The 13,112-nt window shown below is 63.9% G+C and carries 10 protein-coding genes; 1 reads left to right on the forward strand and 9 read right to left on the reverse strand.

Annotated elements, in window-relative coordinates:
• Positions 1 to 320: 320 nt before the first annotated feature.
• From C5P05_RS21855 to C5P05_RS21870, 4 genes are read right to left on the reverse strand one after another with little or no spacing between them, the layout of a single operon-like run.
• Positions 321 to 1,340 (reverse strand): ABC transporter substrate-binding protein, encoded by a 1,020-nt coding sequence (locus C5P05_RS21855; RefSeq protein ID WP_114971969.1) that lies wholly within the window; start codon positions 1,338 to 1,340, stop codon positions 321 to 323.
• A 33-nt stretch (positions 1,341 to 1,373) separates the two neighbouring features.
• The gene (locus C5P05_RS21860) at positions 1,374 to 2,321 is read right to left on the reverse strand and encodes an ABC transporter permease (protein WP_114971970.1); all 948 of its coding nucleotides are present in this window, start codon (positions 2,319 to 2,321) and stop codon (positions 1,374 to 1,376) included.
• Positions 2,318 to 3,226 carry an ABC transporter permease gene (locus tag C5P05_RS21865; RefSeq protein ID WP_232834616.1) on the reverse strand — a complete coding sequence of 303 codons (909 nt, stop codon included), beginning with the start codon at positions 3,224 to 3,226 and terminating at the stop codon, positions 2,318 to 2,320. The genes C5P05_RS21860 and C5P05_RS21865 overlap by 4 nt, the downstream gene beginning before the upstream one ends.
• Positions 3,210 to 4,037 (reverse strand): ABC transporter ATP-binding protein, encoded by an 828-nt coding sequence (locus tag C5P05_RS21870; protein WP_114972085.1) that lies wholly within the window; start codon positions 4,035 to 4,037, stop codon positions 3,210 to 3,212. The genes C5P05_RS21865 and C5P05_RS21870 overlap by 17 nt, the downstream gene beginning before the upstream one ends.
• A 216-nt stretch (positions 4,038 to 4,253) precedes the next feature.
• On the opposite strand from C5P05_RS21870, the gene C5P05_RS21875 reads away from it, so the two are divergent.
• Positions 4,254 to 9,173 (forward strand): PAS domain S-box protein, encoded by a 4,920-nt coding sequence (locus tag C5P05_RS21875; protein WP_114971971.1) that lies wholly within the window; start codon positions 4,254 to 4,256, stop codon positions 9,171 to 9,173.
• Here the strand turns inward: C5P05_RS21875 and C5P05_RS21880 are convergent.
• From C5P05_RS21880 to C5P05_RS21900, 5 genes are read right to left on the reverse strand one after another with little or no spacing between them, the layout of a single operon-like run.
• On the reverse strand, positions 9,170 to 9,745 hold the full coding sequence (locus tag C5P05_RS21880; protein WP_114971972.1) for a hemerythrin domain-containing protein: 576 nt from the start codon (positions 9,743 to 9,745) through the stop codon (positions 9,170 to 9,172). The two genes, C5P05_RS21875 and C5P05_RS21880, sit on opposite strands and share 4 nt — an antisense overlap.
• A gap of 27 nt (positions 9,746 to 9,772) precedes the next feature.
• The gene (locus C5P05_RS21885; protein ID WP_114971973.1) at positions 9,773 to 10,480 is read right to left on the reverse strand and encodes an ABC transporter ATP-binding protein; all 708 of its coding nucleotides are present in this window, start codon (positions 10,478 to 10,480) and stop codon (positions 9,773 to 9,775) included.
• Positions 10,473 to 11,225, reverse strand: a complete 753-nt coding sequence (locus tag C5P05_RS21890) for an ABC transporter ATP-binding protein (protein ID WP_114971974.1) — start codon at positions 11,223 to 11,225, stop codon at positions 10,473 to 10,475. Before C5P05_RS21890 ends, C5P05_RS21885 begins: the two co-directional genes overlap by 8 nt.
• The gene (locus C5P05_RS21895; protein WP_114971975.1) at positions 11,222 to 12,238 is read right to left on the reverse strand and encodes a branched-chain amino acid ABC transporter permease; all 1,017 of its coding nucleotides are present in this window, start codon (positions 12,236 to 12,238) and stop codon (positions 11,222 to 11,224) included. The genes C5P05_RS21890 and C5P05_RS21895 overlap by 4 nt, the downstream gene beginning before the upstream one ends.
• Before the next feature lie 10 nt (positions 12,239 to 12,248).
• Complete coding sequence (locus tag C5P05_RS21900) at positions 12,249 to 13,106, reverse strand: branched-chain amino acid ABC transporter permease (RefSeq protein ID WP_114971976.1); 858 nt, start codon at positions 13,104 to 13,106, stop codon at positions 12,249 to 12,251.
• Positions 13,107 to 13,112: the final 6 nt, after the last annotated feature.

Raw genomic sequence — 13,112 nt, forward strand, 5'->3', positions numbered from 1 at the left:
CCCCGCCCCTCTCTCGCCCCGCCGGGCGAAAGAGGGGAGCCAACAGCCGTATTTGGCCGCGTTTTTTTAGGTAGCGAGTGCATCGTTAAGGGTTTGACCGTTGAAATTTTGACTGTTGACGTTTTACCCGTGAGCTCGATTGCAACTCACGGGCCATCACCGCCTCCCTGCCAACGCACCAAAGCGCATGCACTGCCCACCAAAAGAAACCTAGCTAAATACGGCTGTTGGCCCCCCTCTTTCGCCCGGCGGGGCGAGAGAGGGGTTGGGGGAGTGAGTGGTGGAAGGTGAGGACTAAAGAAAAGCGCTAAATCAAAAACCTACTTAGCAGCCGCAGCCGCATCCCACACAACATGAGAATAAGCCGCCTTACCCGGATCCTTCTTGATCACCGGCGAGCTCCCAGCCGCCAGCAGCACCTTCACCGTCCGCTCATAAGCCGCCGGCTCCAGGTACCCAATCTTCGCAGTCCCCGCATTGGTAATCAGCTTCGCCACGTTTTCCATCTGGCGCTTCTGCACCTTCTCGGTTGCGCTACCCGACATGTCCGCCGCCACCACGATCTTGGCCGCTTCGGCCGGGTTCTTCACCGCGTCATTCCAGCCCTTGAAAGTGGCCTTCAAGAACTTGCCCATGCGCGCCACAAAAGCCGGGTCTTTCAGCTTGGACTCCAGCACATACAAGCCGTCCTCCAGCGAAGCCACGCCTTCCTTCTCATAGAAGAAAGTCACGAGATCGCTTTCCTTGACGCCCGCGTCCACCACCTGCCAGTACTCGTTGTAAATCATGGTCGAGATACACGCAGCCTGGTTCTGCAACAGCGGATCGACGTTGAAACCCTGCTTGAGGATCTTGATGTCGCTGTCCTTGTAGCCGAGCTTGGCCATCCAGTTCAGGAACGGGTACTCGTTGCCGCCGTACCAGACGCCCAGGGTCTTGCCCTTGAAGTCTTTCGGGCTGGTCACGCCGCTGGACTTTTTGCAGGTCAGCATCAGGCCGGACTGGTTGAACACCTGCGCGATGTTGACCAGCGGCACGCCGGCTTCGCGCGCGGCGAGTGCGTCGGGCATCCAGTTCACCACCACGTCGGCGCCATTGCCGGCAATCACCTGCACCGGCGAGATGTCCGGGCCGCCCGGCTTGATGGTCACGTCCAGGCCCTCGGCCTTGTAATAGCCCTTGCTTTGCGCCACGTAGTAACCGGCGAACTGCGCTTGCGGCAGCCATTTGAGCTGCACGGTGACCTTGTCCGCCGCGCTGGCGTTAACGCCGACGGTTGCGCCGCACACGGCCAGCACCGCCGCCAGCAGGCGGTTGGTGATCTTGCTAGAACGAATCATGGAAAAGCTCCTTGGGTTGAGAAAACAAATGAATCAACTTTCACGCACCGACGGGTGCCAGAAGGCAGCGCGGCGCTCCAGCTGCACCAGCACGGCGTAGGCCACCGAGCCGGTCACGGCCGCCACCACAATGGCGCCCCACACCAGCGGCATGTTCATGCGGGCGGCCTCGGTCGAAATGCGAAAGCCCAGGCCGGAGGTGGGCGAGCCAAAAAATTCGGCCACGATGGCACCGATCAGCGCCAGCGTGGCATTGACCTTGAGCGCGCCAAACATGAAGGGCAGCGCGGCCGGCAGGCGCAGGGCCAGCAGTGTGCGGCCGTAGCTGGCGGCGTAGCTGTACATCAGCTCGCGCTCCAGCTTGCCGGAGGCCTTGAGCCCGGCAAGCGTGGACACCAGCATCGGGAAAAACGTCATCAGCACCACCACGGCGGCCTTGGACTGCCACTCGAAACCAAACCACATCACCGCGATGGGCGCAACCGCCACCAGCGGGATGGTGCTGGTGAGCGAGGCCAGGGGAAGGAGGCCGCGCTGCAGAAAGGGCATGCGGTCGATGGCCACGGCCACGGCAAAACCCAGGCCCGAGCCCAGCGCCCAGCCGATCAGCACAGCCTTGAGCACGGTCTGCACAAAGTCGCCCCACAGCGTGGGCCAGTGGCTGGCGAGGGATTGTGCGATCAGGCTCGGCGGCGGCAGCAAGACCCGGGGCACCTCGAACGCCACCACCAGCAGCTGCCAGAAGTAGATCACCCACACGCCAAACAGCGCGGCGGTCAGCATGCCGTAAACGCGCCGACCATCGAGCCGCGCCAGGCGCCGGATCGACTGCACGGCCAGCATCGCCAGCCCGCACGTGATCAGCCAGAATGTTGCGTTCGGTGGCACTTCGCCCATGGCTGCCGGCGTCTGCAACAACAGTGCTGCGAAGCCCAGGCAGGCAGCGATCAAGATAGCGGTGCTTTGGGTTGCGCGCTTCATGGCTGGCTCCGGTGGCGCAACACGAGACGTTCAATCAGCGCGACCACACTGGTCAGCGCCAGACCCAGCAGGGCCGACATTACCAGCGCGGACCAGATTTGAATGGTGTTGCCGTAATAAGAGCCGGTCAGCAAGCGTGCGCCCAGGCCTGCCACGGCGCCCGTCGGCAACTCGGCCACCATCGCGCCGACCAGGCCGGCGGCGATGCCCACGCGCAAGGCTGGAAATAGAAACGGCAGGGCAGCCGGCAGGCGCAGCAGCCACAAAGCCTGCCAGCGCGTAGCGGCATAGGTGTGCATCATCTCGGTCTCGATGGTCTGGGGCGAGCGCAGGCCCTGCACCATGGCCACGGTCACGGGGAAGAAGCACAAGTACATGGCGATCACCGCCTTCGGCGCGACACCGGCAAAACCCAGGCTGCCCAGAATCACCAACACGATGGGCGCAATCGCCAGCACCGGCACGGTTTGCGAAGCCACGATCCAGGGCAGCAAGGCCCGGTCCAGCGTGCGCGAGTGGACGATGCACACCGACAGAAACAACCCCAAGGCGGTGCCCATCACAAAACCCCACAGCGTGGATTCGGCCGTGACCGCGACGTGAAAGAGAAGGTTGCGCGGTGAGTCCAACGGCCAGTCCACGAGGCTGGACCAGAAATCGAGCGCCACCTGGTGCGGCGCCGGCAGCACTGGGCGCTCCATCGCCAGGGTGGCGGCCAACAAGTCTTGCCAGGTCCATGCCCCATCGGCGGGCAATACGCGCTCGATCGCGCCCGGCGCGTTGAGCACCCAGGCGCCGACATACCAAGCCAGCAGCACCGCGAACAACATGACGGTGACCGGCAAGCCCTGCTGCCTGAAGCGCGCCAGGCGGCTCTTCAAGACGGCCTCAGTCATGGTGGCCATCAGCCAGCGCTTCGCGCACCGCGTGCGCCACGTCGATGAAGGCCGTGGTGTCACGCAGGCCCAGATGCCGCGCATCTGGCAGTGGCGAGTCAATCACCTTGACGATGCGCCCCGGGCGCGGCGACATCACGACGATGCGCGTGGCCAGGTACACGGCTTCAGCAATCGAGTGGGTGACGAACACCACGGTGCGACGCTCTCGCTGCCACAGCTGCTGCAACTGCTCGTTGAGCCGGTCGCGCGTGATCTCGTCCAGCGCGCCAAAAGGCTCGTCCATCATCAGAATCTTCGGCTCGAACGACAGCGCACGCGCAATCGACACGCGCTGCTGCATGCCGCCGGACAGCTGCCACGGGTACTTACCCTCAAAGCCGGTCAGGCCGACCCGCGCCAGATGCGCCAGTGCAATGCTTTTGCTGTCGGCCTTGGAGCGGCCCTGAATCTGCAGCGGCAAGGTCACGTTGGCCAGCACCGTGCGCCACGGGAACAGGGCCGGCGCCTGGAACACATAGCCGTAAGCGCGCGCCAGCCGGGCTTCGTGCGGCGTGACGCCATTGACCAGCACCTGACCGGCGCTGATTTTTTCGAGGTCGGCAATCACGCGCATCAGGGTGGTCTTGCCGCAACCCGAGGGGCCGATCAGCGCGACGAACTCGCCTTCGCGGATGTCCAGGTCAATGTCGCTGAGTGCATGGACCGGTGAATCGGTCTCGGCCTGGTAGATCACACTGGCGTTGCGGACTTCGACTGCCAGTCGCGCGCTGGCCAGGGGCGTGGCAGCAAGCGACGACAGCACTTCAGGATTTTTCATGAACAGGCACGATAGTTGGGTGACTTGCACCACAATGAAGCGGCGCAACCGGGAAGCTAACCAATTGGTCAACTTATTCTAGCGATGCATGCTAGTTTCGTGCCACAAATATCATCAGGGTTTGTACCGCCCTTCATAAGGGAAGTGGCCCTGCATCGCGACGATGTCCGCGTGGCCCTTTCAGGTGATGTGCCATGATGCCCCTCTGGGCATCCCATGGCACAGAATAAAACCACCCTGACAAGCATGTCGCTGCATAGATTCCTGACACGGTTGATTTGGCTGTGCGTATTGCCTTTGGTCGTGCTGGCGGCCTATCTGGCCATCGAGGATGTCCGCAGGGGACACAACGAGCGCAATCGGGACGCCGAAAACCTGGCAAGAAACCTTGTCTCCGTGATTGACCAAGGCCTGAGCGCGCGCATCGGTGCCCTGCACATGCTGGCCGTGTCACCACTCGCCGACCAGGTCCCGCGCTGGCTGGAGTTCTACGAAGCAGCGCAGGGCTTCCACCAGAGTTTCGGCAGCCATGTCATCTTTTCCGATCCGCAGAGGCGCATGTTGTTCAACACACGCATGCCCTTCGGCGCTGCCCCGACCCTGATGCCGCAACACAAGGGGCGTGGCGCGACGCTAATGACACTGCAGACCGGCCAACCCGCCGTTGGCGATGTCTTTCTCGGCCCGATCGCCAACGAACCCGTGGTTGGCATAGCCGTGCCCGGCCTGCGCGACGGCAAGACGGCCTTTGTCGTCAGTACCACCGTCGAGATCCACCAGTTCCAGCCCTACCTTGAGCAGATGGCACTGCCATCCGGGTGGTCCCTCGCCCTGCTTGACGGCACGGGCGAGACCATGGCCCGCCGCGGGCCGCCCGGCATCAGTACCGGCCCCGACCACGATACCGCCAGGCGTTTCGTCGCCAAATCGTCCGCGGCGCCATGGTCTGTGGTGCTCGAGATTCCGCGCAGCACTTATCTTGCGCCGCTGGTCGAGGCCGGCGCCACGCTAGCGATCGCCCTCCTGGGCGCCACCCTGGCCGGGGTGATTGGTGGCGCCATCGCCAGCCGCCGGCTTGGAAGATCGGTCGCGTTGCTCGCGAACACACCAGCGCCGGGGGCGCCGGGGCCAAGCATCACCGAAATTGCCGCCGTGCGCCGCCAGCTCGATGAATCGTTTGATGCGCGCGCACAAGCCGATGCGGCCAGGCGCGACAGTGAGCAACGCTTTCGCGCCACCTTCGAGCAGGCGGCAGTGGGTATTTCACTGGTCGCGCCGGAAGGAAGCTTTCTGCTGGTAAACCAGAAACTGTGTGACATCGTCGCTTACCCCCGGAACGAGCTGTCGAGCAAAACCTTTCAGGACATCACTCACCCGGACGACCTTGATGCCGATCTCAACTGTGTGCGGCAGATCCTGGCCGGCGAGATCGCAAGCTACTCGCTGGAGAAGCGCTACATCCGCAAAGACGGCGCCATCACCTGGATCAATCTCAGCGTTGCCCTGGTGCGTCACCCTGATGGCAGCCCCGACTATTTCATCTCGGTGGTCGAGGACATTCAGCGCCGCAAGACCGCGGAGGCCGCGTTGCAGGCCAGCAAGGCCGCGCTGCAGGAGGCGCAGCGCGTGGCCGGTCTCGGTAGCTGGAGCTGGAACCTGCGGACTGGCGAACACGCCTGGTCGGAGGGCATGTACCTGATCTATGGCCGCGACCCCGGCTTACCGCCGGCGGTTTATCCGGAAGTTCTGACGTATTTCACGCCCGACAGCTGGGCCCAGCTCCAGGTGGCCGTGGAGACGGGTCGGGCGCAGGGCATGCCTTACGAGTGCGATGCCGAGGTCGTGCGCGCCGACGGCACCCACCGATGGGTCATCTTCTGCAGCGAAGCCCTGCGCGACGCCGACGGCACGGTGGTGGAGCTCCATGGCACGGTGCAGGACATCACCGAGCGAAAACAGGCCGCGCAGGTGCTGCGCGAACTCAACACCAGCCTGGAACAGCGCGTGGCGCAGCGCACCGCCGAACTGACGGCCGCCCTCACGGACAGCACACTATCGCGCGAACGCCTGCAGGTCGAGATGAATGAACACCAGCGCACGGTGGCGGGTTTGCGACTGGCATTTGAGGGCGCGAGTGCCGCCGGCTACGAGTGGAACAGCGAAACCGGGGTGGATATCTGGTCGGACGAACTCTGGGCACTGCTGGGGCTGGAGCCCAACTCCGCGCCAGCGTGCCACGAGACCTGGCGGCAGGCGGTGCATCCCGATGACCGGGAACGCATCGAGTTGGTCATTGCGGCGGCGGTGGCCCGGGGCGCCGAATACGAAGACGAATGGCGGGTCAATTTGCCGCCGGGTACGGTCCCGCGCTGGTTGCTGGGCCGTGCCCGCCCGGTGCCGGAAGCCGATGGCAGGGTGGTCCGCTACCGCGGCATCGTCATGGATATCTCCAAGCGCAGGCAGGCCGAACTGACCCTGGAACTGTACCGGGCCCATCTGGAAGAGCGGGTCGCCGAACGTACCGCTGAACTGTCTGACGCCGAGGCCGAACAGAGGCGGCTTAACCGCGCCCTGCGCCTGCTCAGTGAATGCAACATTACCCTGATCCACGCCAAAGACGAAGGCCAACTGCTGGACGAGTTGTGTCGCCTGGTGGTTGAGACTGGCGGCTACCTGATGGCCTGGGTTGGCGTGGCGGAGCAGGACATCGCCAAATCCGTGCGTGCCGTCGCCAAATCCGGCTACGAAGAGGGCTACCTGGACAACATCCGTGTTTCCTGGGACAGCGAGCAGGACATCGGACTCGGGCCGACAGGCACGGCCATCCGCACCGGCGCCACCCAGGTCAACCAGAACTGCTGGACCAACCCGAAGATGACGCCCTGGCGCGAAGCCGCACTCAAACGTGGATACCAATCGAGCGTGGCGTTGCCCCTCGTCATTGACAAGCAAATCCTGGGCGCCCTGACGCTTTATTCGGCTGAGCCGGAAGTGTTTGGCATGGAGGAGGTGCAGTTGCTGGAGGAATTGGCCAGCGACATGTCTTACGGCCTTCAGTCGCTGCGCGCGCGCAGCGAACTTGAACGCTACCAGCAGCGACTTGAAGCGCTGGTCGCGCAACGCACCCACGAGATTGCAGCATTGAATATCGAACTGGTGGCAAAGGCGCGGGACGCGGATTCGGCCAACCTCGCCAAGGGCGCCTTCCTGGCCACCATGAGCCACGAGCTTCGCACCCCGCTGATTGCCGTGGTCGGCCTGGCGGGACTGCTGGCCGACTCACCCCTGAATCGCCGCCAGCGCGAATACGCGGACAACATCCAGTTGTCGGCGCAGGCCTTGCGTGCGCTCATCGACGACATTCTGGATTTCTCCAAGATCGAGGCCAGGGCACTGCGGCTGGAGCAGGCGCCCTTCTCCTTGAACGCCATCCTGCGCACCACGGCAGCGGTCGTCGGTGTCGGCCTGCGCAGTAAACCCATCGAAGCCTTGTTTGACGTGCCGCGAGACATTCCTGACGCACTGGTCGGGGACTCCTTGCGGCTGCAGCAGATCCTTCTGAATCTGACCAGCAATGCGGTCAAATTCACCGAGGCGGGCGTCATCGTGGTGTCGGTGCGCTGTCTCGCCCGCCAGGACGGACAGGTGACGCTGCAATTCGCCGTTCGCGATACGGGTATCGGCATCGCAAGCGAACAATTGGGGCCCATTTTTGAGGGCTTCACCCAAGCCAACCCGTCGATCAGCCGCCTGTACGGCGGCTCCGGGCTGGGACTGAGCATCAGCGTCCGGCTCGCCGAGCTGATGGGCGGCCGGATCGATGTCAACAGCACCTTGGGGTGGGGTAGCGAATTCCGTCTCGGCGTGCCACTGACCCTGGGCATTGGCGCTCCCATGGCCGCGAAGGAGGAAATCCCGTCGGCTCTGAGCATCCTGATCATTGATGACCACGGACTGGCCCGGGACATCCTGGCGCAGACCTGCGCCTCCTTTGGCTGGCAGGCGACCGCCGTCGACTCCGGCGCGGCGGGCCTGGATGAACTGCGCCGCAGCGTGGCGCAAGGTCGCGATTACGACCTCGTCCTGCTCGACTGGCGCATGCCCGGCATGGATGGCATCGAGATGCTCAGACAGGCGTATGCCACGCCGGACATCGGCCTGCCGCTGGTGGTCCTGATGGCGTCCATTTTTGAGCTGGAGCAGGCGGTGGCGGCCAGCGATGATCTCTACCTCGACGGGATCGCGGCCAAGCCGATGACGCCGACCAGCCTGTATGACGCCGTGGTGCGGGCGTATTCAGGCGAATTCATCGGCAATGTGACGCTCCTGGGCAAGACCGACCGGCGGCTCTCCGGCATGCGCCTGCTGGTCGCCGAGGACAATGAACTCAACCAGGAGGTGATCGAGCAGATCCTCACCCGCGCCGGGGCCGAGGTCGTGATGGCCGCCGACGGACTGGCCGCGGTGAGGGCCCTGAAGGTGCCCGGAGCGCATTTCGATGCGGTCCTCATGGACATCCAGATGCCGGTCATGGACGGCTATGCCGCCACCCAAATCATTCGTGAGCAGATGGGGAAAGTCGATCTGCCCATCATCGCGGTCACGGCGTTTGCCCGCCCGGAGGACCGCGAAAGAACCCGGCTCGCGGGCATGGTGGGCCATATTGTCAAACCACTCGACGTCGAGGATTTGCTCGACATCGTGGACAAGGAACGCCACAGTTTTTCGGGCACCTCTGCTGCCAGACCGGCCCCCGTACCGCCAGCCCTGACAGATGAAATTCAATTGCCGGGGCTGGATCTCCCCACAGGGCTGCAAGCCTTCGGCGGCGACCGGAAAAAGTACAGTGAGCTGTTGCACAAGCTCCTCGCGCAGCACGGGGGCGACGCGGATGAGGCCCGTCGCCTGTTCTGCGCCGAAAACCCACAGGGCGCAGTCAAACTCCTGCATGGCCTGAGCGGCGTGGCCAGCATTCTGCAGGCCACTGAACTGGCGCGTCTGGCGCAAACGACTGAGAGGGCCTTGCTGGACGACAAGGCGGACGTGATGCTGCCCTTGTTCGATGAACTTCACGTGGCCATGCGTACCCTTGAGATGTCCATCGAGCAACTTGACGTGCTGTGGGCCATCGCTTAAAGCGCTGCGGGGCCCACACCGTACGGCGCCGGCACCATCGTCACGATGCGCGAGAACAGCGCCTGGAACTGGCCGGTGGGGCCAGACCAGGGGTCTTTATTGGCCGCGAAGGCCGCGTCGATACCGGCCCAGTCCTCGGGTGTCAGCTTCTGGCGCGCCAGCGGCAACAACTCCCGCTCTTCCGTGCCCACATGGGCCCAGGAGGTGTCAATGTAGGAACGGGCCGCCGTCTCAAATTCGGCAAAACCTGTAGCGCCGGCGGACTGGTAGCGGCGCAAGGCGTCACGCAGCGCGTGCGTGCCCTGCGCACCCTGGACGTGATCGGCCTCGAGTTGGTCGAGCAGGGCCGCAGCCTCGGGGATGCGCGCCCGCATCCTAACGAACAGGTAATCGTCTTCCTTCGGATGATGGAGCTTGTCCGGCACGTCCGTGATGTATTCGATCAAGGCGCCGAGCAGTTCAAAATCAGCATCGAGCCGGCCGTCGCGAATGCCGTCGAGCACGAAACGAAAAGCCTGAAGCACGGCGCCGAGGGCGCGATGCTCGGCGTGAATGATGTCGATCGCTTTCATGTAGGTCCCAGGTTCGGTTAAGGGTTGTCAGTGGGCCGTCACGCCCAGCCAGCTGTCGAGCAGCGCCCGGTCATTCAGCAAGGTCTCGCTGCTGCCCTGGAAAACGCCTTTGCCGCGCTCCAGCACCAGCGCCTGGCGGGTCAGCGGCAGGATCTGGCGCGCATGCTGCTCCACCAGAATCACCGCCATGCCGCTCTCCTCGGTCAGGCGCTGGATGATGGCCAGCAACTCCTGCACGATCAGCGGCGCCAGGCCTTCCAGCGGTTCGTCCAGCAGCAGCAGTTTGGGGTTGAGCATCAGCGCCCGCCCGATGGCCAGCATCTGCTGCTCGCCACCAGAGAGTTGGTTGCCCATGTTGTTGCGCCGCTCGTTCAGGCGCGGGAACATCGCATAGACCTTGGCCAGATCCCAATGTCCCTTGCTGGACACCACGGTCAGGTTCTCCTCCACGGTCAGCGAAGGGAAAATGTCCCGCTCCTGCGGCACCCAGCCCAGTCCCAGATGCGCCCGGGCGTGGGCCGGCACTTTGGCCAGGTCCTGCCCGGCCAAGCGCAGGGTGCCGGATTTAAAGGCAGTGGCGCCCATCAGGGTGGACAGCAGCGTCGTCTTGCCCATGCCGTTGCGCCCGAGCAGGGACAGGCTGTCGCCCTCCTCCATCGTGAGAGAAATCCCCTCCAGCACCACGGCCTCGCCGTAACCGGCCCAGACGTTTTCAAGTTTCAGTAGTTCAGCCACAAATCGCCTCCCCCAGATAGACTTCCTTGACCTTCGGGTCGTTGGCGATGGCTTGCGGCGTGCCTTGTGTCAGCACGGCGCCGTTGACCAGCACCGAGATTTGATCGGCAAAGCGGAACACCAGATCCATGTCATGCTCGATCAACAAAATGGTCACCTCGCGCGGCAAGGCGGCGATGGACTCAAACAGTTCACGGCTCTCGGACGTGGGCACACCGGCCGCCGGCTCGTCCAGCAGCAGCACCTGCGGCTTGGCCGCCAGCGCCAGCGCAATTTCAATCAGGCGCTGCTTGCCATAAGCCAGGTTGCGGGTTTTTTCGTGGGCCACGTCGAGCAGGCGCAAAGAACTCAACAGGCTCGCCGCCTCATCCACCGCTTCGGCGTAGGCGCCGACCGGTTTCCAGAAGCGGGCGCCCAGACCCAGGCGCTCGTTGACCGCCATGATCACCGACTCCAGCACCGTCAGCTCGGCAAACAGCCGGTTGATCTGAAAGGTGCGCGCCAAGCCGCGCTTGACGCGCTGGTGCTGGCCGAGATGGGTCACATCGTCGCCCTTCAGGATGACCTGCCCGCTGCTCGGCTCCAGAAAGCCGGTGAGCAGGTTAATCAGCGTGGTCTTGCCGGCACCGTTCGGCCCGATCAGGGCATGGCGCGCGCCGGCCTCGACCTTCAGACTGATGTTGTTGGTGGCGACGAAGCCGCCAAATTTTTTCACCAGGTTTTGGGTTTGCAGCGCGTAGTTCATGCCGCCTCCCTGTTCGTGGCCCGGCTGAGCAGCGGGCTCAGGCGCCGCAGCCCGCCCATGACGCCATCACGGGCGAACAGCACGATCAGCAGCAGCAGCGCACCGAGCCAGAACTGCCAGTACTCGGGGTTCATGTCCGACAGCACATGGTGGGCCGTCATGAACACGATGGTGCCGATGATCGCCCCGTAGAGCGAACCGGAGCCGCCCAGCACGAGGATCAGCAGCAGTTCCGCCGAGCGGTTGAAAGACAACACATCGAGCGCCACAAACTGAGTGGTCTGCGCCAGCAGTGCACCCGCCACGCCGGCGTATGCCGCGCCCAGGGTGTAGACCGCGCACAGCCTGGCATTGACCGGGGCACCAATCGCCGGCATGCGCCCGACGTTGAGCCGGATGCCCTTGAGGCTCAGGCCAAACGGGCTGTGCACCAGTTTGCGTGCGCCCCAGAACAGGCTGAACAAGACCACCACGGCGTACCAATAAGCGGTCTTGCCTTGCAGGTCAAAGCGGAACTGACCCAGCACCGGCTGCATCTCCATGCCCTGCAAACCGTCCACCCCGCCGGTGATGTAGGTCAGCTTGTTGGCCAGCTCGTACAGCATCATGGCCACGCCCAGCGTCACCATCAGCCGGGTCAGGTCGGCCCCGCGCAACACCAGCAGGCTGGTGACAAAGCCCAGCCCGGCGCACACCAGCGCGGCCACACCCAGGCCCATGAAGGGCTCGCCCAAGCCATGGGCGGCCAGCAGACCGGCCGCGTAAGCGCCGACGCCAAAGAAAGCGGCATGGCCGAGGGACACGATGCCCGCGTAGCCCAGGATCAAATCCAGCGACAGACAAAACAGGGCGGTGATGGCGATCTGGGTCAGCAGCACCAGGTTGTCCGGAAAGACGAAGTAGGCCAGCACCGGCAGCAGCCAGAAGACCAGCTCGGCCGGGCGCCAGCGATCGGCACGTTTAAGCGGCGAGAGATCAAGAACAGGAATGGAAATAGGAACAGGAAGACGCATGAGGATGTCCTTAACGTGCCGCAGGGCGACCAAACAGACCTTGCGGCCGCAGCACCAGCATCACCACCATGACGGCGTAGATGAGGAAGGCGCCGATCTGGGGCACGTAATATTTGCCAGCCACATCGACCACGCCCAGAATCAGCGAGGCCACCAGGGAGCCGACGATGCTGCCACTGCCACCGACCGCCACCACGATTAAAAAATAAACGATGTACTTGACTGGAAAGCTGGGATCCAGCCCCAGCATTTCCACGCCCAGCGCGCCGCCCAGCCCGGCCAATGCCGTGCCCAGCGCGAAGGTCAGCGTGAAGATACGCTCCACGTTGATGCCGACGCCACGCGCCGCGCGCGGGTTGTCCACCGCCGCCCGCAGCTGCGCGCCAAAGCGCGTGCCACTGACCATGCGCTGCAGACCCAAGGCGATCACCAGACTGACCCCGATCAGGAACAGGCGATAAACCCCCATGTCCAGCCCCGGCAGCTTGATCTGTCCGCGCAGAAAATCGGGCAGTGTCAGCGGCTGCTGCTGGGGTCCGAAAAAGAAATGCGCCGCCGCAATCGACATGAAGACCAGGCTGATCGAAAACAGCACCTGGTCCAGGTGCGTCGCCGCGTACAGGCGACGGTACAAGGTGCGCTCCAGCAACACGCCGACCGCCGCTGTCAGCAGGGCCGCCAGCGGCAAGGAGGCCAGAAAGGGCACGCCGGCCCGATTCAGCAGCGTGACGCACACATAGCCCCCGACCATGGCAAAAGCACCATGCGCGAGGTTGACGAAATTCATCAGCCCCAGGGTGACCGACAGGCCTACGCTGATCAGGAACAGCAGCATCCCCGAGGCGATGCCGTCAAATAAGACCGTCATGTTGAT

This window comes from Rhodoferax ferrireducens (assembly GCF_003347515.1).
In the GTDB taxonomy this organism is placed as follows: domain Bacteria; phylum Pseudomonadota; class Gammaproteobacteria; order Burkholderiales; family Burkholderiaceae_C; genus Rhodoferax.

Bases quoted from the DNA above. Each gene is read 5' to 3' on its own strand.
- C5P05_RS21855 (WP_114971969.1), bottom strand. From the start codon at position 1,340: ATGATTCGTTCTAGCAAGATCACCAACCGCCTGCTGGCGGCGGTGCTG.
- C5P05_RS21860 (WP_114971970.1), bottom strand. From the start codon at position 2,321: ATGAAGCGCGCAACCCAAAGCACCGCTATCTTGATCGCTGCCTGCCTG.
- C5P05_RS21865 (WP_232834616.1), bottom strand. From the start codon at position 3,226: ATGGCCACCATGACTGAGGCCGTCTTGAAGAGCCGCCTGGCGCGCTTC.
- C5P05_RS21870 (WP_114972085.1), bottom strand. From the start codon at position 4,037: ATGAAAAATCCTGAAGTGCTGTCGTCGCTTGCTGCCACGCCCCTGGCC.
- C5P05_RS21875 (WP_114971971.1), top strand. From the start codon at position 4,254: ATGGCACAGAATAAAACCACCCTGACAAGCATGTCGCTGCATAGATTC.
- C5P05_RS21880 (WP_114971972.1), bottom strand. From the start codon at position 9,745: ATGAAAGCGATCGACATCATTCACGCCGAGCATCGCGCCCTCGGCGCC.
- C5P05_RS21890 (WP_114971974.1), bottom strand. From the start codon at position 11,225: ATGAACTACGCGCTGCAAACCCAAAACCTGGTGAAAAAATTTGGCGGC.
- C5P05_RS21895 (WP_114971975.1), bottom strand. From the start codon at position 12,238: ATGCGTCTTCCTGTTCCTATTTCCATTCCTGTTCTTGATCTCTCGCCG.
- C5P05_RS21900 (WP_114971976.1), bottom strand. From the start codon at position 13,106: ATGACGGTCTTATTTGACGGCATCGCCTCGGGGATGCTGCTGTTCCTG.